A 17,655-nucleotide genomic window follows, 5' to 3' on the forward strand; every position below is an offset into this window, starting at 1 on the left:
TCTGCCAAATAGCTCCGCCCCGGAAGACGAAGGACAAGCGATGCGGGCACAGACCCGGCCGAGCCCGAACACGCTGACCAAAACGCTGCTGCTGGCATTCGGCCTGGCCTTTGAGCTTCCCGGCATCGCCGCGCGGATCGCTATGCTGGGACTGTCGCCGCCCCTCCTGCTCTACGCCGGCCTCTATGGCGGCCTGATCGCTTGCCTGTGGGGCGCGGCCTTCATCCGCGGCCCGCTGCTGCGGTGGGGCTGGGCTGCAGTGTTTGCTCTCGCCGCCATCTTCGTCGGCAGCTTTCAGGATGCCACCGCCGATGCGATGAGCTACGACGCCTTCGTCACCATGGTCCATTCGGCCGGCTTCGCCGACGACGCCGTCGCGCAATATGGCGCATCGATCGCATGGGCGGCGGCCGGCGCATTCTTCCTCTTTGTCGGCGTCGGGCTGAAACCGGGTGCCCGGCGCCCCCTGCCCAGCATCGCTGCTGCGCTCGCACCGCTGGCGGGGCTCGCGATGCTAACTATCCTGCTGTTCGTGCGCGGGGGCGAAGGCGGCCGCGGGCTGCCGAACGCCTGGGTCGGAACCGCCTATTCGGCGCTCGCGGCATTCGAAGCCGCGACGCAGCCGTCGATGGCGCGCCAACCGGTGACCATCGCGCATGGTCCAAAACCCGACCAGGGCGACATCATCCTGATCATCGACGAAAGCATTGCCGGCCGATACCTCGACATCAACGATGCCGCGGGCGTTCGATCCGGGCTGGCATCGCCGCCCCCCGGCATCGTCGTCAGCAATTTCGGGCTCGCCGCCTCGATCGCCAATTGCAGTTTCGGAAGCAATCTGACGCTTCGCTACGGCGGGACACGCGGCGCCTATCACCGCATCAATGCCACGATGCCGTCAATCTTCGCCTATGCGAAACAAGCCGGCTTCGCGACGATCTACATCGACGCGCAGCGGACCGGCGGCGCCTATCAGAACGGCATGGACGATGCCGAGCGGCGTCAGATCGATCATATCGTCCAGTTTGACGATATACCCGTCGTCGACCGCGACATGGCCGCGGCCGATGCGCTGATCGCGGCGCTCAGCAACGAGCGGCGCGAATTCATCCTCGTCAACAAGATGGGTGCGCATTTCCCCGTCGCCGACAAATATCCGGACAGCGCCCATCTCTTCAGCCCCGCTCTGCCGCGCGACGAATCGGAGGTCGTGACCGAAACCCGGCTTCCCGAAAATCTTTATAACGGCGCCGAAAGCTGGCGCCGCTATCGCAACGCCTATCGCAACACGGTGACGTGGACGGTGGGCGGCTTCTTCGACCGGTTGTTCGCGCGCGCCCGGCTCGACGGGGCGCTGATCATCTATACGTCCGATCACGGGCAGAATCTGCACGAGCGCGGCGATTCGGGAACGACGACGCATTGCAGCCCGTCGCCCGCCAGCGAGGAGGGCGCAGTGCCCCTCGCAATCATCGGCGCGCCCGGCCGCTGGGAAGCCGCCGCGAAACGCCATTTCGACGCATCGAGCCACTATCGCATCTTTCCGACGCTGCTGAATGCGATGGGCTATGATCGGGCGGCGGTGCGCCGCCAATATGGCGAAGCGCTCGACTCCTCGCCCCCCGATCCGGCCACGTTCAACAGCCTCTTCAACGCGCGGCTGGGGCGCGAGCCGATATGGGTCAAGGTCGAGCGCGCATCGGTGGCCCGGCCGCCAGTTGGCGACTATACCACGCGCAAAATCGGCGCCGCGCCGCGATGACACGCGCGTGCAATGCTTTGCCAACGAATAGTTGCTAAGGCTCGCCGTCATGTCAGGCTCCTCCATCCCCCCCGAAACGGCACTTGGCCCGGATATCGCGACCGAACCCGATTTCGGTCAGCGGATCCGCCGCGCCGTGATCTGGCGCTCGGGGTCGCAGATTGCGGGGCAAATCGTCGCCTGGGCCTCCACCTTCCTCGTCATCCGTATCCTGACGCCCGAAGATTATGGCCTGTTTGCGCTCACCCAAGTGATGTTGATGCTGTTCAACCTGCTCAACGGCTATGGCCTCGCCAGCGCCGTAATCCAGCGCGACGAGGTAGCCAAACAGGAGCTGCGGCAGATTTTCGGCCTGCTGCTGCTGCTCAACGGCGCGCTCGCGGTGGCCCAGATTGCCTGCGCGCCCCTGGCGGCCGCCTATTATCGCCAGCCGCTGGTCGCCGATCTGCTGCGGGTGCAGGCGCTGATCTATCTCACCATTCCCTTCTCCGCGCTCGCCTACGCGCAGCTCGCACGCTCGCTCGAGTTTCAGCGTCAGGCGCAGGTCAACCTCGTCTCCGCGCTGATCGGCGCGGGCGTGGCGCTCGGTGGCGCGCTCGCGGGCTGGGGCGTGTGGGCGCTGGTCTGGGCGCCGATCGCCATGTTCGCGACGCGGGCCCTGGGCCTGACGATCGCGGCGCGCAGCTGGATGTGGCCCAGCTTCGACTTCCGCGGCGCGGGTTCGATCGCGCGCTATGGCGGGCTGATCGCGGTCGCGCAGTTTTTCGGCTTCGTACAGAGCCAGGCGGACATATTGGTCGCCGGCCGCTGGTTCGACGCGCATCTGGTCGGCATCTATACGACCGCGCTGCTGCTGACGCAGATCTTCAACAACAAGGTCGTGCCGCCGCTCAACGAAGTCGCCTTTGCGGCCTATTCGCGAATGCAGAACGACCGGCCCGCGCTGGCCGCCGGCTTCACGCGCTCGACGCGCGCGATCATGGTCGCAGCCATGCCGTTCTTCTTCGGTCTCGCCGCCGTGGCCGAACCGCTCGTGCTCACGCTGCTCGGTGAAAAATGGCGCGAGATCGTGCCGCTGCTCCTGCCGCTGGCGCTCGCCATGCCCTTCTGGACCTTGTTCACCCTGCTTCGCCCCGCAACCGATGCGCTCGGCCGCCCGGGTATCGCGTCGGGAAATGCCGCAGCAGGCGCGCTGCTGATGCCGGTCGTATTTCTGGTCGGCGCGCAGTGGGGAATCATCGGCATCGCGTGGGCCTGGTTGATCGCCTATCCGTTGCTGCTCGTCTTTGCCGCCGTCCGGAGCTTGCCCGTTGTCGGCGTCCGGGCGGGCGAGCTGTTGCGCGCGATCGCCCCGCCGGTTCTCGCTGCCACGGCCATGGCCGCGGTGGTGATGCTGGTCGATCGCATGCTGCCCGCTCTGCCGCAGCCCATGCGACTGGCGGTGCTCGTCGCAACCGGGGGGCCGATCTATTGCCTGTGGCTGGCGTTGTTCGCTCGCGAGACGGTGCGGGACCTGATCGAACTGGTGCGCGGACGACGTATGCCGGCCGCTCCGGCCGTCGCTACCTAAGCGCGACCGAGCGCCGCGATCGCTGTGCGCGTCGCGTCGATATAGGCATTGCCGCTAAAGCGATAGCTGCCGATGAAATGGACGAACCGGGCGTCGGGAGGCACGCCTTCGTCCCAGAAGTTAAGGTAATGATCGTAAGGCAGCAGCAACGGATCGGGTTCGTTGGCGATAACGATGTTCGACGTCACCTGTTCGCTGCCCCATCGCGCCCAGCGCTCGGCTCCGAGCAATCGTTCGGCCTCGCGTGAAAACGCCTCGGCAAGCGCGCGGCCATCGCCGCCACGCGCGAAACCGGCAAAGCCCGCACATCCCCGCACATAGTGCGGGTTCGTGACCATGGGCAGCGAAACGCGGTCGAGACCACATTCGATCGCACCCTGCACGTGGGCCGCAGGATTGTAGAGAAACGCGTCGTCATCGGACTTTTCCGCCATCTCGGCGAAGGACAACAGCTCGGAATCGGGATCGCCGCGCAATGTGAAGCTGCGATTTTGCACGATCGCGGCGGCGATCTCGGGCACGTCGCCCAGCGTGACCGTGTCCGAATCGAGCTGGATCACATAATCGCCTGCCCGCATGTCCAGAAGCGCGAGGAGGCGTTCCCATACCTGCCCGCGCGGACAAGGCGCGGTATCGATATCCGCGATCGCCACAATGTGCGGATTTCCAAGGTGCGCCGCCAATATCTGCCGGTCGGTGTCGGTGAGCGTACCGTCGTCGAGGATGACGATGCGCCCTTTGCCAAGCTGCGCGTGGAGCGATTTGACCGCGACGAGATACGGTAGCAGCACGCGCGTGCCGATCATGGAAAACAGGACCAGTCCGTCATCGGCCGGTACGATCGGGGGCGTATCCAGTACCGCCCGTGCCGCGGCGCGGTGCGCGCGCTCCTTCCACAACCGGTTGAGCTTGTTCACAATCCTGTTCATCGCTGGGCAGTAACACGCACGACAACCCATTGGTAGAGGCGAAAATCCACGCATTTGCGTCCTTTCAGGACGCTTCGCGCTGCCGGATATCGGGCTCGCAGGCAACAGCTTTGCGGCTTCCATGCCTGCGAGATTGCCTTCGGTTTTGATTTGCCGATAATCTAGAACTCGATGATTATCCTTACCTTGTTGAGTTCGACACCCAGTTTTTGAGCGATCTGTATCCGGCTGCGGGCGATCACGTCACCGTACGCAACCGGCTGCGGCTCTTCCATCAGGTCAAATTGCGACACACCGAGCAAGTCCGCGAGAGCCCCCAAGCGCGCATTTTTTGGCCGCGTGCGCCCCTTTTCCCAGCCCGAAATCGCCGGTTTGCTCACGCCGAGACACGACGCGACATCTGCTTGGCTGAGGCCCTTCACGGTTCTCAGATACCGTAGACGTGCCCCAAAGCTGCCGGAAGGTAGCGAGCTACCACCATTTCCAGCCCTCCGTGGTCCTGTCAGGTTTTGCAACAATATATACCTCGGCGACACCGCAGCTCTTGATATAGCCCCGGCCTTTTCCAGCATGGTCCTTTTGCGTTTTCGTCAGACCATATGAGATACAGCTATCCTTATCTTCCTGGAATGCACCCTCAATTGTCGAAATTTTACATATTTTTACAGATACATAACCCGACAGGCCTTTCACACCAACGTGCAACATTTTGAGCGGGTGCCGATAAGTATTTGATAGTCGCGGTCGATTCCCTGCTCGAAAGAAGCGCACTCATCGGGATCAACGCGGCCGTCAAACCGACGTTCGGGTATGCCTCGAGCGCGAGGGTCCGCGCTTGTTTGCCACGCGATAGCTGGAGCGCCTATAACGGCCCCAGTTCTACATCCGGATTTTCCGGGATGTTCTGAAAAGCGAATGGTGCCCGGGGACGGGGTCGAACCGCCGACACTGCGATTTTCAATCGCATGCTCTACCAACTGAGCTACCCGGGCACGGCCGCTGCGACCGGTCGGTCGCGCTGGCGAGCGGCGGCTATAGGCAGGGCTTTGCATCCTGTCCAGAGGCTTTGTGACGCTCTATTTCGGGGTCAGCCTTCGTCGAAACGATCGTCCTCGGCCGTGCCATCAGGCGCCTGATCGACGGGTACGCGATAGCCTTCGCCGAACCAGGTCAACAGGTCGCGATCGCGGCAGCCGCGGCTGCAAAAGGGCTTATATTCGGGCTCGCGCGGCTTGCCGCACAGCGGGCAGGATTGCGATTTGGCGGATATCTTATTGGGCATGGCCCATTCCTTTGATCTGGGCGTCGGCGATCAGCTCGACCGGCCGGCCTGTACGTCTTTGCAGCATTTCGATCCAGAGCGGGTGGCGGCCGATATGATCGATGACCACGGGGGGCGCGGTCAGTTTCAAAACCCCTGCCCCCACCGCGCGTTCCGCCTGCCGCAGCAGCAGGGCGCCGTCGGTGGCGACAGGATCGAGCCGTATCTGTTCGATCAGCGAGGGCCGCACGCGGCGGCGGATGATCTGCATAAGGCCGAACCCGTTGACCGCGGTGCGCTCGAAGGGCTGCGGCAAAAGCGCATCGATCAGCGCATCGATCGCAAGCCGGTCGGCCCGGCTTGCCAGCGACGGAAAATCGATTCCGATCGATCCCGTGATGTCGCAGCAGCGAATCACCCTGACCGCGGCCGCCGCGCCCGCCCTGGCCAGCGCCAGCGGGTCACCATCGCCGTCGATGTCGATCAGCACCATCGCCGGCGTCGCGTCGACCCACAGTGCGCCGTCGCCGAACGGCCAATGGCCGCTTCGCACATGGCCGACGATCTCCGACCAGCCGGCTTCTTCCAGCCGGTCGGGTCCGGGCGCCCCGAGCTCGACAACCTTCACCCCGGTCGCCGCGATCCGCGCGCGCAGGTCGAGCCCGGGGCCCACCGCCGCGTCGGGATCGGCGATCTTCGCTCGTCCGAGCTTGTCGCGGCCGCGCTCCATCAGCGCCGCGCGGGTGATTTCCAGCTTCAATTGCGAACCGATCGGGATGCCGGGCGGCAATCTGGCAAGCGAGACAAGCTGTTCGCCGGGTCCGTCGAGCATGACCAGCGGCTTTTTTCCTGCCTCGATCAGCCGGGCATGTTGTACGGTTCCGACGGGCGGTCCTTCATGGTCGCGTTCGATCCGGGCCTCGACGATCGCGCCATCCTCGACCAGCGCGGCGCGCGCTTCACCGATTCCGGCCTCGTAAAGCCACTCAGCCAAGCGCGATTCCGGCGCTGGTCAGCAGTGCGCGCGTTTCGAACAATGGCAGGCCGACGACGTTCGAATGGCTGCCCGACAGGAACCGGACAAAGGTTTCGGCGCGGCCCTGGATCGCATAGCCGCCTGCCTTGCCCATGCCCTCGCCCGATTCGACATAGCGGTCGATTTCGGCGGCGCTCAGCGCCTTGAATGCGACGACCGTATCGACGACGCGCACGCGCGCCTTTCCGTCGGTTCCGACGACGCAAATCCCCGAATAGACATGGTGCCGCCGCCCCGAGAGCAGCCCGAGCATCCGGCGCAGGTCGGCCTCGTCGGCGGGCTTTTCGAGAATGCGGCGGCCCACCGTGACGGTGGTATCGCCCGCGAGCACGACCTCGTCTGGCGCGCGCTCGACCGCGAGCGCCTTGCTCTTGGCGAGCCGCGCGACATAGTCACGCGGCAGTTCGGCCTTCAGCGGAGTCTCGTCGATTTCGGGGGCTGCGATGCGCGACGGCACAAGGCCGATCCGCGCCAGCAGTTCGCGCCGGCGCGGCGATGTCGAAGCAAGCACCAGCACGGGAAAGTTCGCCGCGCTGCTCACTTGAAGCGATAGGTGATCCGACCCTTGGTCAGGTCATAGGGGGTGAGTTCGACGAGCACTTCGTCGCCCACCAGAACGCGGATTCGGTTCTTGCGCATCTTGCCGGCGGTGTGACCCAGAATCTCGTGGTCATTTTCCAGTTTGACGCGAAACATCGCGTTGGGCAGCAGTTCGACCACTTGGCCGCGCATTTCCAGAAGTTCTTCTTTCGCCATCAGTCCTCTATGGGCTCGAAATCAAGGATGCGGGCCCATAACGCCAATTTATGCCAATTGAAAGCAATCTGTCACACCCTCCAATTTCGTCGCCCCGGACTTGATCCGGCATCCATCTTTTCCATCAAGGACGGGCGAACCCCGGATCAAGTCCGGGGCGAAGACATAGACGGGTTATGACACGAGCTTGAGCCTGCGCGCGATGCGCCAGCCAATTGTTTTCATCCAGGCATAGCTCGGCCAGCGCGGCGGCATCGCAGGGTCTAGACCCAAGCGGCGCAAGGTCGCATTGGCGGCGTGCGCCTCGGACTCGCGATAGCTCCACTCACTGCGCCAGGTGATCGACAGCGAGATCGACGGCGCATCGCCATTGGCGACGAAATGCGGCGCCATCACCGGCATCAGCACCGCATCGCCCGGCCCGAGCGGCACCTGCTGCGCATCGCCACGATAGTCGTCCTGCCACGGCAGATTGCGGTGGCCGCCGGTGTGATAGCGTTCATGCTCGCGGCGGTGGGCAAAGCGTTCGTCGCCCGACGGCCAGACATTCATAACCTTTGTACCCCGGAGCTGGAGCAGGATGTTATGCTCGGGATCGAAGTGGAAGGGCGTGATCGATCCCGGCGACGAGATGAAGATGAAGCCCTGTGGCGTCAGCATCGCACCCGTCCGCGGTTCGACAACAGGTTCGAGTTCGCCGAGCAGGTCCATCAACAGGGTGCGATAGGCGCCCACATTCTCGATATTCTTGAGCACCGCCCAGCTGCCGTTGCTGTCGATCGTGCGGATCGTCTCGCCAATCGAGAGGCCGTTCGACGGGACATCTTCGGGCAGGATGCCGATCGGGACATTGCCCGGATTATACTCGACCTCGCTCGCGGGCAGGCTTTCGCCGAGCTGCGCGAGCGCTTCGAGCGACAGCAGCGGATGGTCGGGCAGATGATGGTGGAGCAGCCCCGCCTGCAGCGGATAGAGCGTCGCCATCCGTTCGAGCGTTTCGGCGGGGAATACAGGGCGAGTGATCGGCTGGTGCGCGGTCATGACAGGCTTTCTACTTCATTTTCGGGCGCCGCGGCACCCTTCCAGCGCCGCCACAGCCGCTCGGTCTTCGTCAGCATGGCGAAACGAATCCGGTCCGGGGTGGCCGACAAGGGAATATTGACCCACACAAGCGCGCGGCGTTCGCGCCAGACGCTGTCGATCATCGGATGACCCGGCGCCGCGCAGCTGTCGACCCAATCGATTTGCGGGTGGTCGAGCAGATCGAGATTAGCCTGTTGCAGCAGCACGCCAGGCGAGAAACGGCTATAATCCTCGTCGAACGCAGTCTTGAATGAAAAGCCGCCGGGCGGGCAAAGGAAATTGACGAGCATCGCGAGCGGGCGATCGTCGAGGTCGAGCGCGCGCATGCCGAGCCGGCCCGCATCGCCCGCCGCGACGAGGATCGCGCGGAACCATGCCTCGGTGTCGCTCTGGCTCGCGAGCGCAGATTTGGAGCGCCCTTTCCATCCGCGTGCCTCGAGGTCGAGAAAGGCATCGACCCACGGATCGATTGCCTCGCCCGATTGCCAGCGGCGAAATTGCACGGCGCCCTGTTCGGCGAGCCGGTTCGCCTGCCGCCGCAATTCCTTGCGCTTCTTGGCGCGCACCGCAGCGTCCCAATATTCCTCGGGCGACAAATTGCTTTCGAGCAGCGCGCGCTCCTCGCGGTGCACCACCTCTGCCCTGCCGCCGCGCATACGCGCCACATCTACAAGAGCGCGATGGAGCGGGCCGCCTTCGGTCAGCCGCGGCACATGCACCAGCGTGCGCGCCCACGGCGCCGCGTCGCACCAGCCGAGCAGGATCGACCAGAACAGCTTTTCGAAACCCGCGCGCACGAGCGGGGCACCGTGGAAATGATTGTGGTGCGTCCAGCCGGTGACGTGGCGCAGCGGTATGCGGCCATAATTCGCGGCAGGCGCGAGCGGCATGATGCCGATCACCGGCCCGTCGCTTCCGTCGCGAACGAGCACCAGCCGCGCGTGGCGGTCGGGATCGAGCAGGTGCAGCGCCGATTGCAGGCACCAGCGCTCGGCAAAGGGATTGGGCTCGCTCGCCTCGCCGGCCAGCCGGTCCCACTGCGCGGCGAGGTCGGGTGACAGCGCCAGCGGATCGACCACCCGGACCGTCAGCGGGGCGGCCGGAGCGGCATTGTCGGGAAAGGCGGGATGGACCGTCATCGGGTGAAGGTTAGCAGGGAAGCGTTAAAATGGGGTGGCGATTCGACGTCGTACTGCTCGCAGGACCGACTTTGAAACGGCCGCTCACGGCCGGAGCAGATATCTCATTCCTCGTCACCCTAAACTGGTTTCAAGGTCCATGGCCCCCCGTTTCCTTCGGCGCAGCGTCGAGTTCGAGCTCAGGCCATGGATGCTGAAACAAGTTCAGCATGACGAGGTCTAACGTCGGCTTTCCATCCTAAAGGGTCACAACGCATCATATCCCGAAAAGCTTCGCCAGCGACTTCTCCAGCATGAAAAATTGCCAGATCAGGCGCCCATGGTCACGCCGCCCCGACTGATGCGCGGCGACGATGCGTTCGATTTCGGCCATATCGAACCAACCCGAGCGCGCGAGCGTCGACGAGGTCGCCAGCGCCTTCGCTTGCTCGACGAGCGGGCCGCGGAACCAGTGCGATACCGGCGTCACGAACCCCATCTTCGGGCGGTACAGGATATCGTGCGGCAAATAGCGTTCCATCGCCTGCTTCATGATCGCCTTGCCCGTGCCGCGCTTGACGCGCATCGACGCGGGCAAGCTCGCCGCGAATTCGATCAGGCGATAGTCGAGCAAAGGCTCGCGCGCTTCGAGACTGACCGCCATGCTCATCCGGTCGGTCTTGGTCAGAATGTCGCCGGGGAGCCAGATTTGCAGATCGGCATATTGCGCGCGATCGAGGGGCTCGCGTGCCGGCGCCTCGGCCATCGCCTTCCAGTATCGCGTCTCGGCGACATGATCGCCGAGCGCATGATGCGCGGCGTCGTTGAACAGGCGCGAACGCTGCGCCTGCCCCGTCACGCCAACGGCTTCGGCGTAGCCCTCCGCCCCGCTCTTCGACAGGCTGGCGAGCGTCGCACGGGCGCGCAGCGGGCGCGGTGCCCAATCCATTTGCGGCCAGACATGCGACAATGGGCCGAGCACCCCGCGGCGCATAAAGCCCGGGATCAGCCCGCGCAGCTTCTCCTCCTGATGCTGGAACACAAGACGGCGGTATCCCGCGAATGCCTCGTCGGCACCATCGCCCGAGAGCGCCACGGTCACCTCTTCGCGGGCGAGTTCGCACACACGATAGGTCGGCAGGGCGCTCGCATCGGCAAAGGGTTCGTCGAAATGATCGGCAATCTTGTCGACGAGCGTAAAATCCCCCGACGACACGGTGCGCGTCCGATGGTCGGTCGCGAAGCGTTCGGCAATCTGCTGTGCGTAGGCGGTTTCGTCGAGGGCCGCCTGATCGAAGCCGATCGTGCAGGTCTTGACCGCCTTTGCGCTCGCCTCGGCCATCAGCGCGACGACCGCGCTGCTGTCGACCCCGCCCGACAGGAAAGCGCCGAGCGGCACGTCGGCGACCATCCGATCGGTCACCGCGGCGCGCATCAGGTGGACGAGATGCTCGGCGGCCTCGCCTTCGCTCGCGCGGACGCGCTTCGAAAAATCGGGCGCCCACCAACGCGTCGGCGCGGGCACCGGCTTGCCGCGTTCGAGCATCAGATAATGGCCGGCGGGCAGCTTCTCGACGCCCGCTACGATGCAATTATCGTCGGGGACATAACCGAAAGCGAGGAAATCCTCGATCGCGGTCAGATTGGCTTCCTGTCGCAGCAGTGGATTGCGCAGCAGCCCTTTCAGTTCCGACGCGAATGCGACCGATCCATCGGACAAGCGCACATAATGGAGCGGCTTCACCCCCAGCCGGTCGCGCGCAAGGAACAGGCATCCGCGCTGATGATCATGGATCGCAAAGGCGAACATGCCATTGAGCCGCGACAGGCAATCGGGGCCCCATTGGCGCCACGCCGCGATGATGACCTCGGTATCGCCGCTGGTGCGGAAGCGGTGCCCGCGATCCTCGAGTTCGGCGCGCAGCTCGCGGAAATTATAGATTTCGCCGTTATAGGTTAGCGTGACGAGCTCGTCGTCGCTCGCCATCGGTTGCGGGCTGCCCGCGATATCGATGATCGAGAGGCGAAGGTGGCCGAGGCCGACGCCGGGCGCGGTCCACTCGCCCGATCCGTCGGGGCCGCGATGCTGCATCGGCTGGAGCATCGCGCGGAGGCGTGAGGGGTCGACCGGCTTGGCCGTTTCCAGATGATAGATGCCGGCAATCCCACACATATAGGAACCGCCCTTAACGCGTTTTCAGCGCGCGGTCAGCCATTGCGTTGACTCCGCCCGACGCGGAAAGGAAATTCTCTATCGCATTGCGGCCGCCGCGCCGCTCCTCGCTCGATATAATCAGCGACAATGCGCGCGGATCGCCACCGAGCAGTCGCGCCTTGAGGCCCGCAAGCTTCGCCGCGCGCGCGCTGCCGGTCACCTTGCCATCGACGACATACCAGGTCGCCGCATCGCGCAGCACGGGACCAGGGTGCAGCAGCCGCTCAGTCTTCGCGCCCTCGACCGCAGGCAGCGAAGCGCTCCACGCCCATTTGCTGTCGGGGTCGATCGCGCCTTGCCCGAAGGCGACGACTTCGCGCCCCTCCGCCTGGTGCTCGTACCCCCCGATCGCGACGGTCACCGCCTGCCCCTTGTCGTTGGCGAACTGGCGCAGCAGCCTTTGATCAGCGCCATCGAAGCGCGGCTGCCAGTCCATGGTTTCGCCGCGCGCCTCGTCCCAGCCCTGCGGCGCTTCGACCGTCATCGTATCAAGCAAGGCTGCACTGCGTCCGCCGACCAGCGTCCCCCAACCGGCAAAGAGCAACGGAACCGCGAGCGCGGCGGGCAGCACGGCTTTCGCTCGCCCGGCAAAGCGCGGCACGCCGCCCAGCCCGCGCACATCGACCGCCGCGTCGTTCGCCGGCCGGTCGAACCAGCGGCGCGCGACGAGCATGACGAGCAGGATCACGGCGCCGAAGAAAAACCAGCCATAGAAGACATGGTCGATCCCGCCCGCCGCCTCGATCCCCCAGATTTCCGCCGCGACCATCGTGCCGTAGGCGCGCAGCGCATTGGCAAGGATCGTCGTCGCGAGCGCAGCCACGACGAAGACGATCCGCCGCGTCCAGCTGCGGAAGCAGAGATGCGCCGCGAACACCGCATAAGCGAGCATCGCAATCAGGAAATTGACGCCTGAGCAGGCTTCGGCAACCTCGAAAAAGCCCGCGGGCGTGGTAATGAACACGCCCTCCATCTCGGCCCGAATGCCCGACAGGTGGAGCAGGACCATGCTGATATGCGCGGTGAGCGTCTGAAGCAGCGGCACCAGTTCTTCACCGAACGGCACCAGCAGCAGGGCATAGCCGAGCGGGAAAAGCAGCGCGCGCACGAGCTTTCCGCCGAGCGTTACCGCGACGGCGCCCTGCAGCATCAAAACGAGACCCAGCTGACGGAACAAGCCGACCCCAGCCGCTTCTCCGACCAGCCACACCAGCCCCGCGCCCGCCATCCACAGCAGCGCGGGCCACCAATAGACCGGCGCCAGCGGCCGCAGCAGCGCCACGCGCTGCGACACCAGCCATCCGATCATCGGCACGATCAGCAGGCAATGGGTAAAGGTCGAGCTGTTCCACCAGATACCCGCCACATCGGCGGCTTCGCGCCAGAAGATCGCGAAGATCGCCGCCGACAAGAAGGCAAGCGCAGCAAGATGACGTCGCCACAGCGTCATGCGGACAGCCCCAGCAGTTCGCCGAGCGGCGCGAGACGCGCGTCCCAGCCATAGCGTGCGATCATCCGCGCGCGCGCCGCCTGCCCCATCTTCACGGCCACCACGCGGTCGTCGAAGAGGGCGCACACGGCTTCGGCGATACCCGTGGCATTATCCGCAACGAGCAGATGCTCGCCCGGAACCGCGTCGATTCCCGTGGCGGCGGCGGCACTCGCGACCACGGGCCGCGCCATCGCCATCGCCTCCAGCAGCTTGTTCTGCACCCCGCGCGCGAGCAACAGCGGTGCCACCACGACATCGGCGGCGGCGAGCCACGGCCGCACGTCGGGCACCTCGCCACTCACCGTCACACCAGGCAGCGTCGCGAGCGCAAGCACGTCGTCGGCCGGCGCACGGCCGACGATTGCGAAGCTGGCTTGCGGGTGGCGCTGACGGATCAGCGGCAGGATGTCATTTGCGAACCAGCGAACCGCGTCGACATTGGGGCGGTAATCCATCTGGCCGGTGAAGACCGCCAGCGGCCCCTCGCCCGCGCCGACCGCATCGAGTGGGATCGCCGGGTCGAACCGGTCGGTGTCGATGCCATTCTCGACCGCGCGAACCTTGTCGGTGCCGAGTTCGCTTTGCTTGCGAAACAACGCCGCCTCGGCCTCGCTCACGAACAGGCTGGCGCCGACGCGGCGCGCCACCGCCGCCTCATAAGCGCCCAAAACACGGGCCTCGCGCGCATGGACCCAGCTCAGCGGCTGGCGCTTATCCTGCTCGGCGTAAGTGGCGAATTTTGCCGAATCGACGTCGACGAAATCCATCAGCACAGGGCCATCGAACCGGGCGGGCAGATATTGCGCCATCTGGCCGGAGAAGGCGACGATATGACTGACATCACCCCGCCCGATTAGCGCGTCGACATGGCGCGCCAGCGCGGCGCTGCGAAACAGGCGGTTCGATACGGGTTCACCGCGCAGCACCGCCTGCGCGAGCGCAACCGGGCGCGACACGTTGCGCACTTCGATCGTCAAGCTTTTGCAAAGCGGCGCCATCTTTTCGCGAGTGATGGCGGCATCGGCTTCCGTGTCGGCGAGCGCGGCGACGTGCACCGGCGCGAGCTTTGCCAGTGCTTCGAACATATGCCAGCTGCGGATCCGGTCGCCGCGGTCGGGGGGCCAGGGCGCGCGGTGAACGAGGAACAGGATTTCGGGCACTAGCCGAGCCCCTAGCCCAGACCACGCGCGATCAGCGGACCGATCCGGTTCGCCGCCCACAGCGGCAGCTTTTTCCACAGGTCGACTTGCAGTCTGTATTTGGCGCTGTTCGGGTTGGTGTCGCGCGCGGTTTCGCCGGGCGCGAGCCAGCGGGCGTAGGTAAGCGGTTGGGGCTCGAAGCCCCAGTTCTTCTTGTACGCGAAGGGGCCGGTGCCAAGTTTCGAGCGGCCGAAGTCGAAGCGGGTACAGCCGCGTGCGCGGGCGTGGCGCATCAGGGCGAAGTACATGAGTTCGTTGGCGCGCAGCTTACGGGCGTCGGCGGTGCCGCCGCCCCAATAGGGCATGACGGTGCCGCGCCAATAGAGGCTGAGGACGCTGGCGACAACTTCACGATCATTGCGCACATTGAGGATGTCGGCGTCGTCGCCGAAGGCATCAATGACACATGAAAACAAAGGCTTGGGAAAAACGGGGGTGCCGAGGTTGCGGACGCTGGTTGCGTAGATGCGATAATGGTCGCGGCGGTCCTGTTCGGAGCGGCCGGTGGTGACGGTGAGGCCGCTTTCGAGCGCCTTGCGGACCTCGGCGCGCTGTTTGCGCGGGATGGCGAGAAGTTCGGCGTCGTCGTCGGCGGCGAGGTCGCGGGCGAAGCCGGCGTAGGTGCCTTCATCGACCTGCCAGCCGGCGGGCTGCGGTCCGCCGCGCAGTTCGACCGACGGGACGTCGAGCGATCGGGCCATGTCGGCCGCGCCCTGCGCGAGCGTGGCCGCGACCGCCGGATTGTCGGCGAGGATGCCGCCACCCACCGCGAAGCCGCTGGCGACCAATGCCTGACCGAACAAGGGCGAGCGGATATGGTGGAGCGGGAGGATGCCGGTGAGCGCGCCGGTTGCGTCGCGCGCGGTGACGAGGTGGCAGCGGTGACCGGTCGCCTTGGTGATCGCCTCGCACCAGGCGCGGGTGTGAAAGGGTGTCGCTTGCGCGTGCGCGGCGACATAGGCGTCCCACGCCGCCGTGTCGGATAGCGGAGCGGCGGTGAAATTTTGGTCGATCGACACGGGGGCGTTCACGCCGCAGCGCGCCACGGCAAAGCGCGCTGCTGCTGCCCGGGGAGCAAGGCGTCGGCGCGGGTCCATTCGAAATCAACGAGCAATTTCTTTAGCTTGCCAGCCATCGCCGACAAGCCGCTGTAATGGCGGAGCTTCGACCGGATCGGCGCATCGGCGACGCGCGGCTGACCGGGGTCGATTTCCCATGGGTGGAAATAGAGGATCGCCGGGTGCCCCTCTGCGTTCATTCGCGCGATCGCCCAGCGCGTGAAGCCATAGGGCAGCATCCGCATAAAGCCGCCGCCGCCCGCTGCCAATGTCCGCCCGGCAAAACGCGCGGTCGTGACGGGCCATTCGACGAGGTCGCTGTCGGGAAGCGGGCGCCACGCATGGCGCGGGCTTTGCGGCCAGCCATAATGGTCGTGGACGACCGGCGCGACGCTCGACGAATAGGCATAGCCCTGTTCGGCGAGCACCGCATGCGCCCACGGCGTGCGCGTATCGACCGAAAAGCTCGGCGCGCGATAGCCGTGGATTGACACGCCGCCGAGGTCTTCGAGGATCGCCTGCGTCTGCTTGAGGTCGGCCGCGAATTCGTCGGCGGTCATATTGAACACGCGCTTGTGATCGTAGCCGTGGCTGGCGAGTTCGTGCCCCGCCGCGACGATGCGCTTGATCAGCGCGGGATAGCGTTCGGCGACCCAGCCCAAGGTGAAGAAAGTGCCCTTGGCGCCCGCGTCAGCGAAAATCTGCAGCACCGCGTCGCAATTCGCCTCGACACGGCATTCGAGCGTCGGCCAGTCGGCACGGTCGATCGTGCGCTCAAAGGCGCCGACCTGGAACCAGTCCTCGACATCGACCGACAGGCCGTTCTGCATTTTTCCTCACCTTCATCAGCGGGATAGCCGATTTTGGCCGGGTTGTCAGGCAGCCCAGGTCCGCGAATTCTGCGGGTTGGGGGCATTGTCCGGATCGCGCTCGACCCATTCGATCAAGAGGTCGAGCACGCGGCGGAGCGCGGCATCCTGTTCGACGAGCCGTTCCTCGAGCGATGCGATCTGCTTTTCCAGTGCCGCGAGATGTTCGGGGTCGATCGCCGGTGCCGCCGGAGCGGGTGCGTCGGCCGCGGCGTCGGGCGCGAGTTCCAGAACCTCGGCCTCGGGCTCTGCGGGCTTGGGCGGGGTCAGCGTGACGACGCGCGCCGGTTCGGCGGGCGCTGCGAAGGGCGGAGGTCCATCGGCGGCGGGCTCGGCGGCGCGCTGCGGCCATTCGAGCGGCGCTTCGTTGGCGGGCGTCGGAACGGCGAAGGGCGCGGGGGTCGGTGCCACCGCAGCGGCGGCCGCCGCAACGACCTGGTCGACGGGCAGCGGCGCGAGCGTCGTCGCATCGATGCCGCGATCGGCCTCGATCTCGGCAACCACCGAACGCACATTCTGCGCGGTGATGCGGTTCATCTGTTCGACCGCGCCGTAAAGCAGCAGGCGGCTGACGAGCACGTTGAGCTTGCGCGGCACGCCCTCGCTATAATCGAAGATTTCCTCGAACGCGTCGGGGCTGAAGCTGGGGTTGCCCGTCCAGCCGACCTTGCCGAGACGATGGAGGATATAGGGTTCGACCTCCTCGGGCTCCATCGGGTCGAGGTGGTGCGTCGCGATCACGCGCTGGCGCAGCTGTTCGAGCGCCGGCGAATGGAACAAGGTCTGGCGGAATTCGGGCTGGCCGAGCAGGAATATCTGCAGCAGCGAATGGCCGCCGAGCTGGAAGTTCGACAGCATGCGCAGCTCTTCGAGCGCCGAGATCGCGAGATTCTGCCCCTCGTCGACGATCAGCAAGGTGCGGCGGCCGGCGCGCGCCTGTTCGCGCAGATATTGCTCCATCGAGCGCAGCAGTTCGGCCTTGCTCTGCCCTTCCCATTCGATGCCGAATTGTTCGGCGACGAGGCGGAGAAGATCGTCGCCCTCGACCTGCGTCGACACCAGCTTGACCGCGGTGAGGCGGTTGGCGTCGATCGTGTTCATCAGATGGCCGACGAGCGTCGTCTTGCCCGCGCCGACGTCGCCGGTGATGACGATGAAGCCTTCGCCCTGCGCGAGGCCGTAACCGAGGTAGGACATCGCCTTGCGGTGGGTGCCGCTTTCGAAATAGAAATGCGGGTCTGGCGTCAGCTGGAACGGACGCCCGGTGAAACCATAGAACTGATCGTACATCGCAAAAATTCCCGTTG

16 protein-coding genes and 1 tRNA gene are annotated in these 17,655 nt (G+C 65.4%); 2 read left to right on the forward strand and 15 right to left on the reverse strand.

Annotated features, from left to right (window positions below; all coding sequences use genetic code 11):
• Window positions 1-40: 40 nt before the first annotated feature.
• Together J2X38_RS19855 and J2X38_RS19860 are read left to right on the forward strand one after the other, a co-directional pair.
• Complete coding sequence (locus J2X38_RS19855; RefSeq protein ID WP_310256623.1) at window positions 41-1,762, forward strand: sulfatase-like hydrolase/transferase; 1,722 nt, start codon at window positions 41-43, stop codon at window positions 1,760-1,762.
• Window positions 1,763-1,811: 49 nt separating this feature from the next.
• Window positions 1,812-3,332 (forward strand): lipopolysaccharide biosynthesis protein, encoded by a 1,521-nt coding sequence (locus tag J2X38_RS19860; RefSeq protein WP_310256625.1) that lies wholly within the window; start codon window positions 1,812-1,814, stop codon window positions 3,330-3,332.
• Here the strand turns inward: J2X38_RS19860 and J2X38_RS19865 are convergent.
• From J2X38_RS19865 to J2X38_RS19935, 15 genes are all read right to left on the reverse strand, one after another.
• Complete coding sequence (locus J2X38_RS19865; protein WP_310256628.1) at window positions 3,329-4,384, reverse strand: hypothetical protein; 1,056 nt, start codon at window positions 4,382-4,384, stop codon at window positions 3,329-3,331. The two genes, J2X38_RS19860 and J2X38_RS19865, sit on opposite strands and share 4 nt — an antisense overlap.
• Window positions 4,385-4,422: 38 nt before the next feature.
• Complete coding sequence (locus J2X38_RS19870) at window positions 4,423-4,833, reverse strand: helix-turn-helix transcriptional regulator (RefSeq protein ID WP_310256632.1); 411 nt, start codon at window positions 4,831-4,833, stop codon at window positions 4,423-4,425.
• Window positions 4,834-5,177: 344 nt separating this feature from the next.
• A tRNA-Phe gene (locus tag J2X38_RS19875) sits at window positions 5,178-5,253 on the reverse strand.
• A 95-nt stretch (window positions 5,254-5,348) separates the two neighbouring features.
• Window positions 5,349-5,543, reverse strand: coding sequence for a DNA gyrase inhibitor YacG (locus J2X38_RS19880; protein WP_058535991.1), 195 nt, complete (start codon window positions 5,541-5,543; stop codon window positions 5,349-5,351).
• Window positions 5,533-6,516 carry a ribonuclease gene (locus tag J2X38_RS19885; RefSeq protein ID WP_310256635.1) on the reverse strand — a complete coding sequence of 328 codons (984 nt, stop codon included), beginning with the start codon at window positions 6,514-6,516 and terminating at the stop codon, window positions 5,533-5,535. Before J2X38_RS19885 ends, J2X38_RS19880 begins: the two co-directional genes overlap by 11 nt.
• Window positions 6,509-7,099, reverse strand: coding sequence for a Maf family protein (locus J2X38_RS19890; RefSeq protein WP_310256639.1), 591 nt, complete (start codon window positions 7,097-7,099; stop codon window positions 6,509-6,511). Before J2X38_RS19890 ends, J2X38_RS19885 begins: the two co-directional genes overlap by 8 nt.
• Complete coding sequence (infA, locus tag J2X38_RS19895; protein WP_010162480.1) at window positions 7,096-7,314, reverse strand: translation initiation factor IF-1; 219 nt, start codon at window positions 7,312-7,314, stop codon at window positions 7,096-7,098. The genes J2X38_RS19890 and infA overlap by 4 nt, the downstream gene beginning before the upstream one ends.
• A gap of 174 nt (window positions 7,315-7,488) precedes the next feature.
• Window positions 7,489-8,355, reverse strand: a complete 867-nt coding sequence (locus tag J2X38_RS19900) for a cupin-like domain-containing protein (protein WP_310256642.1) — start codon at window positions 8,353-8,355, stop codon at window positions 7,489-7,491.
• Window positions 8,352-9,536: a GNAT family N-acetyltransferase gene (locus J2X38_RS19905; RefSeq protein ID WP_310256644.1), complete on the reverse strand. Its 1,185-nt coding sequence runs from the start codon at window positions 9,534-9,536 to the stop codon at window positions 8,352-8,354. Before J2X38_RS19905 ends, J2X38_RS19900 begins: the two co-directional genes overlap by 4 nt.
• A 256-nt stretch (window positions 9,537-9,792) precedes the next feature.
• Window positions 9,793-11,688 carry an XrtA/PEP-CTERM system amidotransferase gene (locus J2X38_RS19910; protein ID WP_310256646.1) on the reverse strand — a complete coding sequence of 632 codons (1,896 nt, stop codon included), beginning with the start codon at window positions 11,686-11,688 and terminating at the stop codon, window positions 9,793-9,795.
• A gap of 13 nt (window positions 11,689-11,701) precedes the next feature.
• On the reverse strand, window positions 11,702-13,180 hold the full coding sequence (gene xrtA, locus J2X38_RS19915; protein ID WP_310256649.1) for an exosortase A: 1,479 nt from the start codon (window positions 13,178-13,180) through the stop codon (window positions 11,702-11,704).
• Window positions 13,177-14,382, reverse strand: coding sequence for a TIGR03087 family PEP-CTERM/XrtA system glycosyltransferase (locus tag J2X38_RS19920; protein WP_310256651.1), 1,206 nt, complete (start codon window positions 14,380-14,382; stop codon window positions 13,177-13,179). Before J2X38_RS19920 ends, xrtA begins: the two co-directional genes overlap by 4 nt.
• A gap of 11 nt (window positions 14,383-14,393) precedes the next feature.
• Window positions 14,394-15,440, reverse strand: coding sequence for a FemAB family XrtA/PEP-CTERM system-associated protein (locus J2X38_RS19925; RefSeq protein WP_310256653.1), 1,047 nt, complete (start codon window positions 15,438-15,440; stop codon window positions 14,394-14,396).
• Between the two features lie 8 nt (window positions 15,441-15,448).
• Window positions 15,449-16,309 (reverse strand): XrtA system polysaccharide deacetylase, encoded by an 861-nt coding sequence (locus tag J2X38_RS19930; RefSeq protein ID WP_310256655.1) that lies wholly within the window; start codon window positions 16,307-16,309, stop codon window positions 15,449-15,451.
• 45 nt (window positions 16,310-16,354) lie between these two features.
• Window positions 16,355-17,638: an XrtA/PEP-CTERM system-associated ATPase gene (locus J2X38_RS19935; RefSeq protein ID WP_310256658.1), complete on the reverse strand. Its 1,284-nt coding sequence runs from the start codon at window positions 17,636-17,638 to the stop codon at window positions 16,355-16,357.
• Between the last annotated feature and the right edge of the window lie 17 nt (window positions 17,639-17,655).

It is taken from the genome of Sphingopyxis sp. BE235, assembly GCF_031457175.1.
Taxonomy (GTDB): domain Bacteria; phylum Pseudomonadota; class Alphaproteobacteria; order Sphingomonadales; family Sphingomonadaceae; genus Sphingopyxis.